This window comes from Micromonospora sp. ATLC16 (assembly GCF_057196645.1).
Window position 1 is genome coordinate 24,276 of record NZ_JBXUOW010000048.1, and the last position, 16,558, is coordinate 40,833.

The 16,558-nt window shown below is 72.4% G+C and carries 13 protein-coding genes and 1 pseudogene; 6 read left to right on the forward strand and 8 right to left on the reverse strand.

The window, feature by feature from the left end:
- Positions 1 to 95 precede the first annotated feature (95 nt).
- From AC2CHE_RS19240 to AC2CHE_RS19265, 6 genes are all read right to left on the reverse strand, one after another.
- Positions 96 to 224 (reverse strand): cellulose binding domain-containing protein, encoded by a 129-nt coding sequence (locus tag AC2CHE_RS19240; protein ID WP_484506283.1) that lies wholly within the window; start codon positions 222 to 224, stop codon positions 96 to 98.
- Positions 221 to 997, reverse strand: coding sequence for an endonuclease/exonuclease/phosphatase family protein (locus tag AC2CHE_RS19245; RefSeq protein WP_484506284.1), 777 nt, complete (start codon positions 995 to 997; stop codon positions 221 to 223). Before AC2CHE_RS19245 ends, AC2CHE_RS19240 begins: the two co-directional genes overlap by 4 nt.
- Positions 998 to 1,016: 19 nt before the next feature.
- The gene (locus AC2CHE_RS19250; protein WP_484506285.1) at positions 1,017 to 2,507 is read right to left on the reverse strand and encodes a phosphatase PAP2 family protein; all 1,491 of its coding nucleotides are present in this window, start codon (positions 2,505 to 2,507) and stop codon (positions 1,017 to 1,019) included.
- 72 nt (positions 2,508 to 2,579) lie between these two features.
- Entirely contained in the window at positions 2,580 to 3,596 is a 1,017-nt protein-coding gene (locus AC2CHE_RS19255; protein ID WP_484506286.1) for a YihY/virulence factor BrkB family protein, read from the reverse strand.
- Positions 3,597 to 3,802: 206 nt separating this feature from the next.
- Complete coding sequence (locus AC2CHE_RS19260) at positions 3,803 to 4,798, reverse strand: diacylglycerol/lipid kinase family protein (protein WP_484506287.1); 996 nt, start codon at positions 4,796 to 4,798, stop codon at positions 3,803 to 3,805.
- Between the two features lie 210 nt (positions 4,799 to 5,008).
- Positions 5,009 to 5,251 carry a Clp protease N-terminal domain-containing protein gene (locus tag AC2CHE_RS19265; RefSeq protein WP_484506288.1) on the reverse strand — a complete coding sequence of 81 codons (243 nt, stop codon included), beginning with the start codon at positions 5,249 to 5,251 and terminating at the stop codon, positions 5,009 to 5,011.
- 102 nt (positions 5,252 to 5,353) lie between these two features.
- On the opposite strand from AC2CHE_RS19265, the gene AC2CHE_RS19270 reads away from it, so the two are divergent.
- The 3 genes and pseudogenes from AC2CHE_RS19270 to AC2CHE_RS19280 form a co-directional block, all read left to right on the forward strand.
- Positions 5,354 to 6,184, forward strand: a complete 831-nt coding sequence (locus AC2CHE_RS19270; protein WP_484506289.1) for a universal stress protein — start codon at positions 5,354 to 5,356, stop codon at positions 6,182 to 6,184.
- A gap of 117 nt (positions 6,185 to 6,301) precedes the next feature.
- Positions 6,302 to 8,695 carry a phosphoketolase family protein gene (locus AC2CHE_RS19275; RefSeq protein ID WP_484506290.1) on the forward strand — a complete coding sequence of 798 codons (2,394 nt, stop codon included), beginning with the start codon at positions 6,302 to 6,304 and terminating at the stop codon, positions 8,693 to 8,695.
- Between the two features lie 13 nt (positions 8,696 to 8,708).
- A pseudogene (locus AC2CHE_RS19280) lies at positions 8,709 to 9,596 on the forward strand (universal stress protein); the annotation flags it as partial.
- Between the two features lie 22 nt (positions 9,597 to 9,618).
- Here the strand turns inward: AC2CHE_RS19280 and AC2CHE_RS19285 are convergent.
- The gene (locus AC2CHE_RS19285; protein WP_484506291.1) at positions 9,619 to 11,544 is read right to left on the reverse strand and encodes a heavy metal translocating P-type ATPase; all 1,926 of its coding nucleotides are present in this window, start codon (positions 11,542 to 11,544) and stop codon (positions 9,619 to 9,621) included.
- 175 nt (positions 11,545 to 11,719) lie between these two features.
- Here AC2CHE_RS19285 and AC2CHE_RS19290 point away from each other — a divergent pair, with 175 nt between their 5' ends.
- Both AC2CHE_RS19290 and AC2CHE_RS19295 read left to right on the forward strand, forming a co-directional pair.
- Positions 11,720 to 12,730, forward strand: coding sequence for an Acg family FMN-binding oxidoreductase (locus AC2CHE_RS19290; RefSeq protein ID WP_484506292.1), 1,011 nt, complete (start codon positions 11,720 to 11,722; stop codon positions 12,728 to 12,730).
- A 166-nt stretch (positions 12,731 to 12,896) separates the two neighbouring features.
- Positions 12,897 to 14,525, forward strand: a complete 1,629-nt coding sequence (locus AC2CHE_RS19295; RefSeq protein WP_484506296.1) for a GAF domain-containing sensor histidine kinase — start codon at positions 12,897 to 12,899, stop codon at positions 14,523 to 14,525.
- A 55-nt stretch (positions 14,526 to 14,580) separates the two neighbouring features.
- Here AC2CHE_RS19295 and AC2CHE_RS19300 read toward each other — a convergent pair whose 3' ends face one another.
- Positions 14,581 to 15,219, reverse strand: a complete 639-nt coding sequence (locus AC2CHE_RS19300; RefSeq protein ID WP_484506293.1) for a response regulator — start codon at positions 15,217 to 15,219, stop codon at positions 14,581 to 14,583.
- Between the two features lie 257 nt (positions 15,220 to 15,476).
- Between AC2CHE_RS19300 and AC2CHE_RS19305 the strand changes: the two genes are divergently transcribed.
- Positions 15,477 to 16,451, forward strand: a complete 975-nt coding sequence (locus AC2CHE_RS19305; protein ID WP_484506297.1) for an Acg family FMN-binding oxidoreductase — start codon at positions 15,477 to 15,479, stop codon at positions 16,449 to 16,451.
- Positions 16,452 to 16,558 lie beyond the last annotated feature (107 nt).

A 16,558-nucleotide genomic window follows, 5' to 3' on the forward strand; every position in this document is an offset into this window, starting at 1 on the left:
CAGCGCACCCTATCGAGTGGGCCTGTGAGGTCGCTGAAAAGCGGCGGTCTCGGTGGCCGGACCCGGTTCGGCCCGGCCATCGAGACGAGGTGCGGTCAGCTCGCGGCGCAGCTCACCGCAGGAGCCGAATTGGTGCCGTTCCAGCTGCCGAGGAAGCCGAAGGTGGTGCTGGCCCCGACGCCGAGGCGGCCGTTGTAGGAGACGTTGCGTGCGGTTCTGCTCAACCTGCTCCTGTGACGGGCGGGGTGAGGGCGAACTCCGCTAGTAGGGGGTAGTGGTCGGAGGCGAGTTCGGTGTCGGGGTCGCGGACCACTCCCACGTGGGTGCGGCGGGTGGCCAGCTCGGGGGTGGCGAGCAGATAGTCCAGGCGCATGTCGGCGAACTCGGCACCACCGTGGGCGGTCGGCACGGTGGGTCCGGCGTCCGCTCCGAGATCCACCAGCCCGGCGGCGAGCAGCCGGGCCACCGCGCGGGTCTCCACCGTCCGCCCGTCGCGGCGCAGGTGCCGGCGGCGGTACGCGGGCGGTAGCCGACCCACCTGCTCGGCGTGTCCGACGTACGGATCGAGGGTGTTCAGATCACCGGCGAGCAGCGCCAGGCCGTCGCGACGGCGGCGCAGGGCGGCGGCCAGCCACCCCGCCTCGACCAGCCGGCGAGTGCCCGAATACGGGTCGAGGTGGGTGCCGAGCACCGTCAACGGACCGGCGTCGGTGCCCACCACCACGCGCTGCGCCGCGTGGTGCAACGGCCGCCGCACAGGTGCGGCGGCCAGCACCGGCCACCGCTGGGCCACCAGCAGCGCGACCGGTTGCCCCAGCCAGGAACGGGCCAGGTAGGGCCGGAGACCGACACCGCCGGCGAAGCCCACGACGTCGAGGCCACCGAGCTCCTGCAACGCGAGCACGTCCGGCCGCTGCTGGGCGATGACCCGGGCCACCAGCTCGCGCCGGTCCGGACCGCCACGGTCCCGGCCGCCGGTCCGGATGTTCCAGGTCATCACCCTCAGCACGGCTGGCTCAGCCCGGCTGGCCGGCCCGAGCCAGCTCGTCGTCGAGCGTGTCCACGTCCTCCGACTCGATGGCCGGTTGGTTGCCCTGCCGGACGTCCTCGTTGGGGCGCATGACCCAGTACAACAGCCCGATCCAGAGTGAGGTGAGCAGGATCGCGCCCATGAAGTCCGTCGGGTGGTGCATGCCCCGGTACATCCGGGAGATCGCCACCCCGACCGGCATCACCACGGCGAGCGCCACGAAGACCCACCGCCACCACCGGTCGGTCCGCGGAAAGACGATGACGGCGATCGCCACCCAGATGCAGAGGCTGGCCGCGATGTGCCCGGACGGGAACGACGAGGTCGGCATCGGGCCGTCCAGGTTCTCCACCGGCGGGCGCGGCCGGTCCACCGCCGCCGCGCTGGCCAGGAAGAGGGTCAGCTCGCCGAACATGGTCAACGCCACGAACAGCACCGGTCGCCAACGCCGCCAGATCGCCAGCACCAGCGGGCAGAAGACCATCGAGATCGCCAGGATGGCATGGGTGTCGCCGACCTTGCTCCACCACCAGCTCAAGTCGTTGAGCGAGGCGGTACGACGCTCGTCGAACCAGATCGGCACCGTCTCGTCGAGGCTGGCCAGGAAGGTGTTGTCGGCGTAGTAGCTGACGAACATGCCGAAGCCGTAGAGGGCGCCGAACACCAGCACCCAGCCGACGATGATCTCGGCGATGCCGGCCCGGGCGTGCGGCAGCAGCTTCTCCTCGTCCGGCGCGGGCGCGACCTCGTGCCCGGCCTCCGGCTCCAACCCCTCGGTCAGCGGCACCGCGGGTCGGCCCCGCTCCAACCGCCACAACCGGAAGGCGTACGCGGTGACGCCCAGCCAGGCCGCGCCGAGCAGCCAGGCACCGATCACGTCGGAGAGGAAGTGCACGCCGAGCGCGACCCGGGTGAACCCGATCAGGAAGACGACGGTGGCGACCAGGGCGATCGCCGGCCGACGCCAGCGGGGTGCCATCGCCGGCAGGAACACCAGCAGCAGCGCGCCGTAGGCCACCATCGACCCGAGCGCGTGGCCGCTGGGGAAGCTCTGCCCCGCGTACGCGCCGATCGTCACGTCCACCTCCGGACGCAACCTGTCGACGAGCGTCTTGAGCGACGGATCGAGAACCAGCGCGCCCACACCCGTGACGATCAGGAACACCGCGAGTCGACCCTGCCGGCGGATCAGCAACCCGACCACGGCCACGGTCACCAACCAGATGATGACCGTGCGCCCACCGAGGTCCGTGATGGCGTTGAGCACCGTCACCAGCGGCCCGATCGGCGCGATCTGGTCGTTGAGCCACTCGGCGACACCGTGGTCCACGTCGTACAGCGGTGACCACCGCACCCGGACCAGCACCAGCAGCAACCCGAATCCGACCCCGGCACCGAGCACGAGCGCCAAGCCGGCGAGCGTACGTTCGGTGAAGTGTCCAAGGGGTCGTCGCAGTACGTCCCTGACCGCGCCCACGGCAGCCTCCTTCGCTTCTGGCGTGCCGCAGTACCCGGTCCGCCGCCGCGGTACACCCGGCGACACCGTGGGTCAGAGCGCAGTCATCTCACCGGTGTCGTGCACGGGGATCCGCTGCGCGTTCGGTTCCCACAGGTCCGGCTGCGCCGGCTCCTGCATGCCGATGCGTACCGCCTCGAGTTGCGCCGCGAACGAGAGCCCCCCGAACAACGCTATGCCGGTGAGGTTCGCCCAGAGCAGCAACGCCATGATGCCGGCCAGCGCGCCGTAGGTCTGTCCGAAGTCCTCGCTGAACCGCACGTAGCCGGCCAGCCCCAGGCTGGCCAGCCACCACAGCGCGGTGGCGATACCGGCACCGAACAACAACCACGACAGGCCGGGCTGGTGCCGTCGGGGCGCGTGGCGGAACAGCACCGCGACGGCGAGCACCGTCAGGCCGAGGCTGAGCGGCCAACGCACCAGATCCCACATCATGCTGGCAAGATCACCCCAGGCGTAGTGGCGTTCCACCGAGTCGCCCATCGGACCCCCGCCGACCAGGATGAGGAACCCGGCGAGGGCCGGCAGGCCGGCGCTCACGGCGAGCACGGCCGCCCGCAGGTACTTCCACAGCGCCGGCCGGTCCCGTTCGACGCCGTAGATGCGGTTGGCGCCCCGCTCGATCTGAGCCATGGTGCTGGTCAGCGCGACCAGACCGGTGATCAGACCGAGGACGAGCGCCACCTCGCCGGTCTCCTCGACTTGCTCGGCGCCCGCCTCGTCGCCCCCGCCGAGCAGCTCGGCGACCATCTCGTCACTGGTGCCGGGGGTCAACGCCAGCACCGTGTCGGCGACCACCTCACCCCCCTCGGCCACGCCCAGCTCGGAGATCAGTCCGGTGAGAGCGATCAGGAACGGCACCACCGCGAGGCAGAGCTGGAACGCGAAGGCTCGGGAGTGACTGAACCCGTCGCCGTAGCGGAACCGGGTGAACGCGTCACGCAACAGGTGCCAGCTGCCCTCCCGGCGCAGCGTCTGCCAGGCATGGTCGGCGCAGAGCTGCTCGTCGGACATCAGCCGGGTCTCCGGCACGATCTTGGTGCTGCTCACCGTGCCGCCCCCTCCGCTCGCGACTGCGGGCTCGCAAGCTCACTCCTCGCGCTCACCGAGCCCACCCTCCGCTCGCGACTGCGGGGCTCGCAAGCTCACTCCTCGCGCTCACCGAGCCCACCCTTCGCTCGCGACTGCGGGGCTCGCAAGCTCACTCCTCGCGCTCACCGAGCCCACCTTCGCTCGCGACTGCGGGGCTCGCAAGCTCACTCCTCGCGCTCACCTCGGCCCTCCTCGACGAGGCGTTCGCCCCGCTCGGCGGCGGCCGACGCGTCCTCGGCCAGGTCAGGAGCCTGTTCCGGTCGCGGTACGCACAGCCACAACGCCCGCCGCCGAATCTGCACCCGCAGCTCGCGGCCTGGTTCGATCAGGTCACCGTCCAGCTCCCTGGGCTGACTCCGGCTGCTGGTTATCTCCACTCGACGGGCGCGGTACACCTCCAATCGTGGCACCCGGTCGCGGCGGCGTACCACCGCCCAGCCGAGGGAGAGCCAGTGCCGCAACGTGCGCGGAGTCAGCACGGCGACGTCGAGGTACCCGTCGTCGGGCTCCGCCTCGGTGAGCAGGGTCACCCCGCCCTGGAGCCGGCCGACGTTGGCGACCAGCACCGAACGGGCGCGACGGCGCAGCGGCGCCTGGTCGTCCAGCCGGATCCAGACCCGCATCGGCCGGTCCCGCAGGTGTCGCGCGGCTCCCACCACGTACGCGGGCCAGCCGATCCGGCGCTTGGTCGTCTCGTTTGTGGCATCGAGCATCTGGGCGTCGAAGCCCATACCGGCCATCACCGCGAAATGCTGCCCGTCCACCTCGCCTACATCGAGCAGGCGCCGACCACGCTCGACGGCCACCGCCAGCGCCGCGGGCAGTTCGTCGGAAAGCCCCAGGTTGGCGGCGAGCAGGTTGCCGGTGCCCTGGGGCAGCACGGCGAGCGCCACCTCGGAGCCGACCAGAGCGTCGACGCAGGCCATCACCGTACCGTCGCCGCCGCAGGCGAAGACCACGTCGACCCCGGCGGCGAGGGCCTTCTCGGTCTGGCCGCGACCGGGATCGTCGGGGGTGGTCTCGAACCACAGCGGTTCCGGCCAGCCGGCCGCGTCGAGCGTGTCGCCGACGGTACGGCGTAACGCGTCGAGATCGGTCACCTTGACCGGATTGACCACCACCGCGCTGCGCAGCGGCCCTTCGTCCCGTCCATCTTCCACGGCGTCAGTGTGCAGCACCGTGCCGGATTGAGCGACCCAACGCCGATGTGCCTCGCCCCACCCCGCCGGCTCGCCTCGACGACGTTTCGGCCGACGATCGTCAGGAGAAGCAGGTGGGGCGGCCATACCGCACCTATCCGGGGGAAGCGGGCCAGGCGGCCGTGCCGCACCCATTCACGCGGCGGTCCGGGCTCGGCGGGTCACGCGCCGTCAGGCGCTGACGCGCAACGCGACCTCGACCCGGCGGCGCACGTCGACCAGGTCGATGCCGATCTCGCGCAGTGCCGCCGCGTCGGCCTCGCCCAGGCTGCTGCCCCTGGTCCCGGTGTGGCGGCGGATCCGCTCGCGCAGGTCGTCGTCGGTGACCCCCGCGTCGCGGATCACCCCCACGGCCAGGCCGCCATCGTCGGCGAGGAAGGCGAGCAGGAGATGCTCGGTGCCGACGGTGACCATCCACCGGGCCGGGCTACCCGTACGGCGATCACGCCCCGGGACGGCACCGGCGCGACTAGCCTCAGACGCAGGCCGGGTGCCACAGCTGCGGGGGTGATGCGGATGGCCGCCGCCAGCGATGCGCCGGTGCTCGTCGGCGTCGGCCCGGAGGACGTCCTGCCGGTGGCCCGCCTCGCCGCCCGGGTCGCCGCCGCCCACGGACGCGGGCTGCACCTGCTGCACGCCTTCAACTGGGCCGCCTTCGACGCGCCGGCGGTCTCCAGTTCCCGGGCCGAGGCCGAACAGTTGATCTCCGAGGCGACCGCGGCGGCCAACGCGGACGCGCCGGGCGTTCCGGTCACCGCCGAGATCGCCGAGGGCTCGGCGGTGGCGAACCTGGTCCGCAGATCGGAGACCGCCTTCCTGGTGGTGGTCGGCGACGGCGGTATGGCCCACTGCGACCGCTGCATACCGGCGGACCGTCCCGCCGTCCAGGTGGCCGCCCGCGCCGAATGCCCGGTGCTGGTCGCCCGGCGGGAATCCCCACCCGCCGGCCCGGTCCTGGTCGGGGTCGACGGTTCGGCCTCCGGCGAGATGGCGCTGGACTGGGCGCTCACCTGCGCCACCCAGCACCAGGCACGCCTGCTGGCGATCTGGGTGGTCGACTCCGACGGCATCGTCGAGGAGGCCACCGAACGGCTCAGCGAGATGGTGTCCCGCCACCGGGCCGGCCATCCCGACGTCGGCGTCGAGTGTCACGTCATCCGGGGCGAGCCCAACGACGTGCTGGTCGACCAGTCCCGCTCGGCGCAACTCGTGGTGGTCGCCGCCCGGGGTGAGGAACCGTCGCGCGGGATGCTCGGCGCGGTCAGCCAGTCGCTGCTCTACCACGCCTCGTCCCCGGTGCTCGTGATCCGGGGTGTGACCGCCACACCCGACCTCTACGGGTCGTGACACCCGGGCCGGCGGGACCAATGGCCCTGATCCAGGGTCGCCGACTCCGCCAAGCTGACAGAGGAAACCGCGCGTTGCGGATGCAGGATTCACCGACCCGCGAGAGGCTCAGGCAGTATGGACACCGCCGTAGACCTGCGAAGGCCCCTGACCGATGATGAGCTGCGCCGGCTGGACGCCTACTGGCGCGCGGCGAACTATCTCACCGTCGGGCAGATCTACCTGCTGGACAATCCCCTGTTGCGGGAACCACTGGCCCCCGAGCACGTCAAGCCCCGCCTGCTCGGGCACTGGGGCACCTCCCCCGGGCTGAACCTGATCTACGCCCATCTGAACCGGGCCATCGTGGCGCGGGACCTCAGCGCCATCTACATCACCGGGCCCGGGCACGGCGGTCCGGCACTGGTGGCGAACACCTGGCTCGAAGGGACCTACAGCGAGCTGTACCACGACATCGGTCGCGACGAGGCCGGCATGGCCCGGCTGTTCCGCCAGTTCTCCTTCCCCGGCGGCATTCCGAGCCACGTCGCGGCGGAGGTGCCGGGCTCGATCCACGAGGGCGGTGAGCTGGGGTACGCGCTCAGTCACGCGTACGGCGCCGCCTTCGACAACCCCGACCTGCTGGTCGCCTGCGTGGTCGGAGACGGCGAGGCGGAGACCGGTCCGCTGGCGGGCAGCTGGCTGTCCAACGTGTTCCTCAACCCCGCCCGCGACGGCGCGGTGCTGCCCATCCTGCACCTCAACGGATACAAGATCGCCAACCCGACGGTGCTGGACCGCATCCCCCAGTCCGACCTGCTCGACCTGATGCGCGGCCAGGGTTACCAGCCGTACGTGGTGGCCGGCGACGATCCGGCCGAGGTGCACCAGATCCTGGCCGCCACCCTGGACCGGGCGCTGGACGAGATCGCGGAGATCCAGCGCCGCGCCCGTTCCGGGGCGACCATCGAACGCCCGCGCTGGCCGATGATCGTCCTGCGTACCCCGAAGGGCTGGACCGGTCCACGCGACGTGGACGGCAAGCAGGTGGAGGGCACCTACCGCGCGCACCAGGTGCCGCTCTCCGCAGTCCGCTCCAACCCGGAGCACCTGGCCGAGCTGGAGCGGTGGCTGCGCAGCTACCGACCGCAGGAACTGTTCGACGCGACCGGCGCGCCGGTGGCCGAGGTGGCCGAGCTGCCGCCCCGGGGGCCACGGCGGATGAGCGCCAACCCGGTCGCCAACGGCGGCTCCCTGCTGCGCGATCTGGTCCTGCCCGACTTCCGCGACTACGCCGTCGAGGTACCCCGTCCCGGTGCGACGATCACCAGCGCCACCGGTGCTCTCGGCAAGTGGATTCGCGACGTGATCACGGCCAACCCGCAGACGTTCCGGCTGTTCGGCCCGGACGAGGTCGCCTCCAACCGCCTCCAGGCGGCCTTCGAGGTCACCGGCCGGGCCTGGATGGCCGGCACGGTCGACGGCGACGACCACCTCTCCTCCGACGGGCGGGTGATGGAGGTCCTCTCCGAGCACCTGTGCCAGGGCTGGTTGGAGGGCTACCTGCTCACCGGCCGGCACGGCATCTTCACCAGCTACGAGGCGTTCATCCACATCGTCGACTCGATGGTCAACCAGCACGCCAAGTGGCTCAAGGTGACCCGTGGCATTCCCTGGCGGCAGCCGGTCGCCTCGCTGAACTACCTACTCTCCAGCCATGTCTGGCGGCAGGACCACAACGGCTTCTCCCACCAGGACCCGGGCTTCATCGACCACGTGATGAACAAGAAGGCCGAGGTGGTGCGGGTCTACCTGCCGCCGGACGCCAACACGTTGCTCTCCACGATGGATCACTGCCTGCGCAGCCGTCACTACATCAACGTGGTGGTGGCCGGCAAGCAGCTCGCGCCCAGCTGGCTCACCATGGACGAGGCCATCGCGCACTGCCGGCGCGGCGTGGGTATCTGGGACTGGGCCAGCACCGACGACGACAGCGGGCCGGACGTCGTGCTCGCCTGCGCCGGTGACGTGCCGACGTTGGAGACCCTGGCCGCGGCGGACCTGCTACGCCAGCACCTGCCCGAACTCAAGGTCCGGGTGATCAACGTCGTCGACCTGATGCGGCTCCAGCCGGCCGCCGAGCACCCGCACGGCCTGCCGGATTCCGAGTTCGACACGCTGTTCACCCGCGACAAGCCGATCATCTTCGCCTACCACGGCTATCCGTGGCTGATCCACCGGCTCACCTACCGCCGGACCAACCACGACAACCTCCACGTACGCGGATACAAGGAGGAGGGCACCACCACCACGCCGTTCGACATGGTGATGCTCAACGACCTGGACCGATTCCACCTCGTCATCGACGTGATCGACCGGGTGCCGGGGCTGGCCGCCCGCGCCGCGCACCTGCGGCAGGAGATGACCGACGCCCGCCAGTCCGCCCGTGACTACACCCGTCGGTTCGGCGAGGACGACCCGAAGGTGGCCGAGTGGCGCTGGGTCCGCGAGACCGACCCCACCAACCCGTGAGGAGACGCCCATCATGAGCGAGCACGGCGCAGGCGCGGAGATCCTGGTGGGCTACGACGGCTCGCCGGACGCCGCGGCGGCCCTGGAGTGGGCGCTGGACCAGGCCCGCCACGACGGCCGACCGGTTCGGTTGGCGTACGTCTTCGAGTGGCTGACCGTGGCCGGCTGGGTCGGTCCGGGCGTGACGCCGGGGATGTGGCCAGACGAGCAGGCCCGTCGGCAGGTCGAGGAGCTGGTCGGCAAGGCCGCGGCGGACGCCGCCGCCACCCACCCGGGTCTGGACGTACGCGGCGAGGTGCTGGACGGTCCGCCCGCGCTGATCCTGGAGGAGGCCTCGACGCAGGCCGGCCTGCTGGTGCTGGGCAGCCGCGGGCACGGCGGCTTCGCCGGTCTGCTCGCCGGCTCGACCGCGGTCAACGTCACCGCGCACGCGCACTGCCCGGTGGTGGTGGTCCGTCGCCGTCCGGCCGAGAGTGACCGGGCCGGGCACGTCGCGGTCGGCGTGGACGGCTCGGAGCATTCGCTGCTGGCCCTCGGCTTCGGCTTCGAACAGGCGGCCCTGCGTCGGGTGCCGCTGCACGTGGTGCGGGCCTGGCAGCCGCGACGCGAACAGTGGAGTCTGCGCGGCGAGCAGGCCCGCGACGCGGCGCTGGCCGACCAGCGCGCCGAGGTGGACGAGGCGTTGCGTCGCGGGCAGGACAGTCACCCCGATGTCGAGGTGACCGTCGAGACGGCCGCCGCCGCGCCGGCCGGTCTGCTCATCGACGCCAGCCGCAACGCGCAACTGGTCGTCGTCGGCAGCCGGGGACGCGGTGGGCTGCGGGGCATGCTGCTCGGTTCGGTCAGCCAGCAACTCCTCCAGCACGCTTACTGTCCGGTCGCGGTGGTCCGGGAACGCCGAGGCACGCCGTGGGTCGGCCGCGTCAGGCCGGCCCACGGGGGCCACCCCGAAGCGCCCGCAGCGCGTTGAGGATCACCAGAACGTCGATGCCCTCCTGAAGGAACGCGCCCGCCACGGGTGGCAGCCGACCGGCCGCCGCGAATCCCATCGCCAGCAGCGCCAACCCCATTCCCACCGTGGCACTCTGCACCGCGATCCGGCGGGCGTACCGGGCCACCTCGACGGCGTCGGCCAGCGGATCGAGGCGGTCGAGGCTCAGCACGGCGTCGGCGACCTCGGCCGAGGCGGTCGCCCCGGTGGCACCCATCGCCACGCCGACATGCGCCTCCGCCAGCGCCGGAGCGTCGTTCACCCCGTCACCCACCATCACGGTCACCGCCCGGCCGGCCTCGGCTCGAACCCGGCTCACCTTCTCCTGCGGGGTGCACCGGGCCAGCACGTCGTCGACACCCACCACGTCGGCGACCCGGCGGGCCTCCTCCGGCCGGTCCCCGGTGACCATCACGATCCGGGTGAGCCCGGCGGCACGCAGCCGCGCCACGGTCCGGTGGGCGTCGGGGCGTACCGGATCCTCCAGCAGGACCACGCCGAGCGGCCCGGCCTCGTCGGCCACCCAGACCAGCGAGTGTCCCGCCGCGCCGGCCCGGTGGCCGGCCTGCTCGGCCCACTCCGGCAACGTCCCGGAGAACTGGCCGACCCGGATCCGCCGCCCGTCGACCCGCCCGCTCACCCCCCGGCCCGGCTCCTCGGTCACCTCAGCCGGAGTGACCAGTCGCAGGCCGCGCTCACCGGCGGAGCGCACCAGTGCCGCCGCCAGCACATGCGAGGACAACTGCTCCACCGAGGCGGCCACCCGCAGCACCTCGTCGGGATCACCGCCGGGAGCCACGACGATGTCGGCGACCCGGGGACGGCCGGCGGTGAGCGTGCCGGTCTTGTCGACCAGGAGGGTGCGCGCCCGACCAAGGACCTCCAGCGAACCACCGTCACGGACCAGCACCCCGCGTCGGGCCACCCGGGACAGCCCGGAGACGATGGCGATCGGAGTGGCCAGCAGCAACGGACACGGTGTCGCCACCACCAGCACCGCCACCGCGCGGAGGAACTCGCCGGAGAGCACCCAGCCCAGCCCGGCCAGCGCCAGCGTGAACGGCACGAAAGCCGCGGCGTACCGGTCGGCCAGCCGCACCGTCGGCGCCTTACGGGCGGTCGCCTCCTCGGCCAGCCGGACGATGCCGGCGTACGTGCTGCGCTCGGCGCTCTCCGTGGCCCGCATCCCGAACGCGGCACCGGCGTTGAGCACCCCGCTGGCCACCCGAGCTCCGGTCGCCCGCTCGACGAGCCGGGACTCCCCGGTCACCACCGACTCGTCCAACGTCGCGGCGGCCTCGGCGACACCGTCGACGGCGACCACGTCACCCGGGCCGACCAACAACCGGTCACCGACCGCCACCCGGTCCACCGGCACCACCTCGACGCCACCTTCGCCGGTACGCCGCCGAGCGGTACGCGGTGCCCGCTCCAGCAGCGCCCGCAGGTCCCGGGTCGCCCGGCGCTGCGCGTACGCCTCCAGGGTCCGCCCCGTGGCCAGCATCAGCGCGACCACCGCACCGGCCAGATACTCGCCGACGACAAGTGCTCCGCCCAGCGCCAGCACGGCGATCACGTCCACACCGAACCGCCGTCGCAGCAACTCCCGCAGCACCGACGCGGCAGCCGGCAGCAACGCGACCAGGGTGGCCGCCGCCCAGAGCGCGTCGGCGGCGCCCGGCTGCCCGGCCAGTCCCGCCGCCGCACCGGCCAGCACCAGCAGCGTGAGTCCGGTCAGCGGGATCCACAGCAACCAGGTCCGGCGCTGCGCACCCGACCCCTCCGGTTCGGGTCGCGCCGGTTGGTCCGGCAAGCACTCACCCGCACTCCGGTCACCTGCCGACCGCCGCTGTCCCACCTGCGGATCGTCTCAACCCGGTCGGGCGGGCGGGGCGGAACGCGGGTCACAGGTCCCGCCCGGTCGGGACGTACGGATCCTGCGCGCCGCGGACCGATGTCGCACGATGAACCGGACTGCGCCCCCAGGCGTACCGGGGTGCGGCACGATGGGCAGAGACGGAAAGGTCGTGAGGATGAGCCATCAGACGCCGGCTTCCCACCGCCCGCTGACCACCGCCCTCGCGGAGGCCGCCGCGATGGCCGGCCACGCGCCGTCGGTGCACAACAGCCAGCCGTGGCGCTGGCGGGTGCTACCCGACGCGTTGGAGCTTCGGATGGTGCGTGACAGCAGGTTGGCCGTCACCGATCCGCAGGGCGAGCTGGCCACCCTCAGCTGCGGTGCGGGGCTGCATCACGCCCGGCTGGCGTTGGCCGCCGAGGGGTGGGCGACAAGCGTGCAGCGGATACCCGACCCGCACGATCCCGACCTGCTCGCCCGGCTCACCGAGGCGCGAGCCACCGGTGCCGACCCGGACGCGATGCGGTCGGTGCAGTGCATGCAGATGCGGTACACCGACCGGCGTCCGGTCAGCGACGAGCCGGTCTCCGATGACTCGTTGAGCGCCATCGTGTCGGCCGCCGGCCGGGAGGGTGCCCGGTTGGAGATCCTCGACCGCGACCAGGTGCTGCAACTGGCCGCGTCCGCCTCGCACGCCGCCACGATCGAGGCGGAGGACTCCCGGCTGCGGGATGAACTGAAGTACTGGACCAGCCGCGCGGGCGGCGGCACCGGGCTCACCCCGGAGGTGCTGCCGGAGCGGCCTCCGCAGACCACCGTGCCGGGCCGGGACTTCGGTCGCCCGGGCACCCTGCCGGTCGGGCCGGGGCACGACCGGGCGGCGTCCTACGCGGTGCTCCACGGCGACCAGGATGAGCCGGTCGACTGGTTGCGTGCCGGCGAGGCGCTGTCGGCCGCCTGGCTGGCCGCCACCCGGCTGGGTGTCTCGATGCTGCCGCTCAGCGGCGTGGTCGAGGCGCGGGCCACCCGGCAGACCCTGCGCCAACTGCTCTCCGGGCTCGGTCACCCGTACCTCGGCCTGCGCCTGGGGGTCGCCGACCCGGCCCACACCGGCCCACCGCACACCCCGCGGCTGCCCCGCGAGCAGGTGGTGGACACCTCGGCGGTGTCCGGCGACGCCGCCTAGCGCGGTGTCCGGGACGCCGCGTCCGCCAGCCTCGGGGCGTTTCGCGCCGCCGGTCGCCGGATAGCATCGCCGGGTGACCGTCGGTGCACCCAACCCCCGGCCCGAGCCGCCGTCGCTAGGCCTGAGCCCGCTGTCCCGAGTCCGCCTGGACGAACTGCTCCAGGAGATGCTGGATCGCGTCGGCGAGGTGGTGACCAGCCGGGAGCGACTGCGGGCGCTGCTCGACGCGGTCGTCGGCATCGGCACCGATCTGGATCTGCGCAGTACCCTGCGACGTATCGTGCAGGCGGCCTGCGACCTGGCCCAGGCCCGCTACGGCGCGCTCGGGGTGATCGGCCCCGACCGGATGCTGCACGACTTCATCACCCACGGCATCTCCCCCGAGCTGCACACGAAGATCGGCGACCTGCCGCACGGCCGGGGGGTGCTCGGCCTGCTCATCGACGAGCCGAAGCCGGTACGGATGCCCGACATCACCCAGCATCCGAACTCCTACGGCTTCCCGCCGCACCATCCGCCGATGCACGCCTTCCTCGGCGTGCCGGTTCGCATCCGCGACCAGGTCTTCGGCAACCTCTACCTGGCCGAGAAGCAGGGCGGCGCCGAGTTCACCGAGGACGACGAGGAGATCGTCGTCGCGCTCGCCGGGGCGGCCGGCGTGGCGATCGAGAACGCCCGGCTGTACGCGCTGGCCCACCGGCGGGAACGCTGGCTCGCCGCCACCGCGGAGATCACCTCGCTGCTGCTCGGCGAGGTGCGCCGCACCGACGCGCTGACCCTGGTGGCGCGGCGCGCCCGCGAGGTCGCCGAGGCCGAACTGGCCCTGGTGCTGCTCTACGACGGGGAGGCGGAGCACTTCACCGTCGAGGTCGTCGACGGCGTCGGCAACCAGTCCCGCGCGCTTGTCGGCACGGTACTGCCGGCCGCCGACACCAGCTTCGCCGGTCCGGTCGCCCAGGGGCGGCACGACTCGGTGGAGGATCTGGCCCACGCCGCGCCATGGCCGGCGGTGCTGCACACCGGGCCGGCGGTGATCTCTCCGCTGGCCACCGCCGACACCCTGCACGGCGTGCTGGTGATCGCGCACAGCGCCGATCACGGCGGCGCCACCGACGACGACGTGACCCTGCTGGACAGCTTCGCCGGTCAGGCGGCGCTGGCCATGGAACGCGCCCGTGGCCAGGAGGAACGCGAGCAGTTAGTGGTGTTGGAGGACCGCGAGCGGATCGCCCGGGACCTGCACGATGTGGTGATCCAGCGGTTGTTCGCCACCGGCCTGCAACTGCAGAGCGCGGTGCCGCTGACCGCGCGGCCGGAGGTCGCCAAGCGGATCAACGCGGCGGTCGACGACCTGGACACCACCATCAAGGACATCCGCCGCACCATCTTCGAGCTGCGCACCCCGATGAGTGCGGCGCTGCGCACCGAGATCCGCGAGGCGGTGGAGGTCGCCGCCGAGTCGTTGGGGTTCCGGCCGAGGCTGGAGCTGACCGGGCCGATCGACAGCGCCGTGCCGGACGAGGTCCGCCCCGAACTCGGCGCCGTGCTCCGCGAGGCGCTGTCCAACGCGGTACGCCACGCCGAGGCCACGGCGGTGTCGGTGTCGGTACGCGTCGACGCCACCCAGGTCGCCGTCACCGTCACCGACAACGGGGTAGGTTGCGACCCGGCCGCCGCCCGGGGCGGGCTGGTGAACCTGCGCGAACGCGCCGAACGGCACGGCGGCAGCTTCGAGGTGCGCGGCGCCGAGCCGCGCGGCACCGAGCTGCGCTGGTCGGTCCCGCTGGTGGCCTGAGCCGCTGCGGCTCGCCCGTGACAGGACTGCGCCGGGCCGGACCCGGCGGGTGGGGTCAGTGGGTCTTGCCGAGCAGGCGGGTGGCCAACACCGCGGCCTGGGTACGGCGTTCCAGGCCGAGCTTGGCCAGCACGCTGGAGACGTAGTTCTTCACCGTCTTCTCGGCCAGGAACATCTGGCTGGCGATCTCCCGGTTGGTCAGCCCCTCGGCGACGTACTCCAGGATGCGCCGCTCCTGCTCGGTCAGGGATTGCAGCTCACGGGGCTGCTCCACGCCGCTGCGGATGCGATCCAGGACCCGGGTGGTGATCGCCGGGTCGAGCAGCGACTGGCCGGCCGCCACCCGGCGTACCGCGTCGACGAGGTCGGTGCCGCGGATCTGCTTGAGCACGTACCCGGAGGCACCCGCCATGATCGCTGCGAACAGCGCCTCGTCGTCCTCGTACGAGGTGAGGATCAGGCCCTTGATCGAGGAGTCCACCGCCCGGATGTCCCGGCACACGTCGATGCCGTTGCCGTCGGGTAGCCGGGCGTCGAGGATCGCCACGTCGGGCCGCAGCGCCGGAATCCGGCGGGCCGCCTCCGGTGCGGAACCGGACTCGCCGACCACCTCGATGTCCCCACTGGCATGCAGCAGGTCGGCCAGACCACGACGGACCACCTCATGGTCGTCAAGCAGAAACACCCGGATCATGCCCCCTTTCTACCTCCTTCCTCCAACCCCCACCCGGGCCGAAAGTCCCAACCTCCCCACCCGCCTCGCCCCTCTTGACCATGAGGTTGTCACCACTGGCGCCGGCGTGGCGCGACAACAACTTCATGATCAACCATTCGGTGGGTGGGCCGAGGGAGGGCGGGGGGCCTGGGAGGTCGGGACGTGCGGCCCTGCTGGGTGGGGTGTGCGGGGCGCACCGTGGGGAGGTGCCAGGCAGGATGCGAGGGGGCTCGACCATGGAGACCGGCTACACCGTCGAACAGCTGCGGGCCGCCGCGACCGACGCGATCCGGGCACCGTCCCTGCACAACGTCCAGCCGTGGCGGTTCCGGCTGCGCGACGGCGGGATCGAGGTGCTCCTCGACCCGACCCGACGGCTGCCCGCCACCGACCCGAGCGGCTGGGGTGCCCGCGTCGCCGGCGGAGCGGCGCTGTTCAACCTGCGCCTCGCCCTTGCCGTGGCCGGCGCCCCGGCGACGCTACGACTGCGTCCGTACCCGTCGGAACCGGACGTGCTGGCCCGACTGGTGCCGGACCTGCCGCGCCGGTCCAGCCCCGCCGAGCAGAGCCTCCACGCGGCCGTTCCACGCCGGTTCAGCAACCGTGCCCCGTTCTGGCCCGACCCGGTCCCGGCCGATTCCCGCTGGCGGCTGGGTGAGGCGGCTCGGGCCGAGCACTGCTGGCTGGAGCTGCTCATCGGGGTGAGCGCCGTCAACGCCTTCGCCGAGATCGCTCGCGGCGCACACCGGGTGCTCGAACGCGACCCTGCCTACCGGGCGGAACGCGAGGCGTGGGTACGCGCCGGGGACGAACCGGACGGCGTCCCGGTCACCGCCAGCGGCCCCCGGGCCGAGCCGCAGGACCTGCTTCCGTCGCGTGGCTTCGGCGGCACCCAGCGGGCACCCGGACGCGACTTCGAGCCGGAGCCGCTCGTCGCGGTGCTCGGCTCCGCCGGCAACACCGCCGTCGACCAGGTGGTCGCGGGCCAGGCGTTGCAGCGGGTGCTGCTGACCGCCACCGACGCCGGGCTGTCCGCATCGATGCTGTCCCAACCGATCGAGGTGCCGTCGGCCCGGGAGCAGCTCCGGCTGTCGCTGGGACGGTTCGGTACCCCGCAGATGGTGATGCGGATCGGGTACGGCCAGCCGGGCTGGCCCACCCCTCGCCGACCGGTGGAGGAGGTGCTGGATCTGCCGGTGCACCTCGCCTAGTACGGCAGCCGCCATTGGTCGTCTGACCAGGGTGGACGGTGTGGGTGGGGTGGGTGAGATGGGTGCAGCCGCCCTGATGATCATGTGTGTGTGAAGACAACAAAATC

What these genes read in the sequence shown, in the direction of transcription:
- AC2CHE_RS19245 (WP_484506284.1), bottom strand. Translation starts at nt 997, where the DNA reads ATGACCTGGAACATCCGGACCGGCGGCCGGGACCGTGGCGGTCCGGAC.
- AC2CHE_RS19270 (WP_484506289.1), top strand. Translation starts at nt 5,354, where the DNA reads ATGGCCGCCGCCAGCGATGCGCCGGTGCTCGTCGGCGTCGGCCCGGAG.
- AC2CHE_RS19290 (WP_484506292.1), top strand. Translation starts at nt 11,720, where the DNA reads ATGAGCCATCAGACGCCGGCTTCCCACCGCCCGCTGACCACCGCCCTC.
- AC2CHE_RS19300 (WP_484506293.1), bottom strand. Translation starts at nt 15,219, where the DNA reads ATGATCCGGGTGTTTCTGCTTGACGACCATGAGGTGGTCCGTCGTGGT.
- AC2CHE_RS19265 (WP_484506288.1), bottom strand. Translation starts at nt 5,251, where the DNA reads ATGGTCACCGTCGGCACCGAGCATCTCCTGCTCGCCTTCCTCGCCGAC.
- AC2CHE_RS19295 (WP_484506296.1), top strand. Translation starts at nt 12,897, where the DNA reads ATGCTGGATCGCGTCGGCGAGGTGGTGACCAGCCGGGAGCGACTGCGG.
- AC2CHE_RS19305 (WP_484506297.1), top strand. Translation starts at nt 15,477, where the DNA reads ATGGAGACCGGCTACACCGTCGAACAGCTGCGGGCCGCCGCGACCGAC.
- AC2CHE_RS19275 (WP_484506290.1), top strand. Translation starts at nt 6,302, where the DNA reads ATGGACACCGCCGTAGACCTGCGAAGGCCCCTGACCGATGATGAGCTG.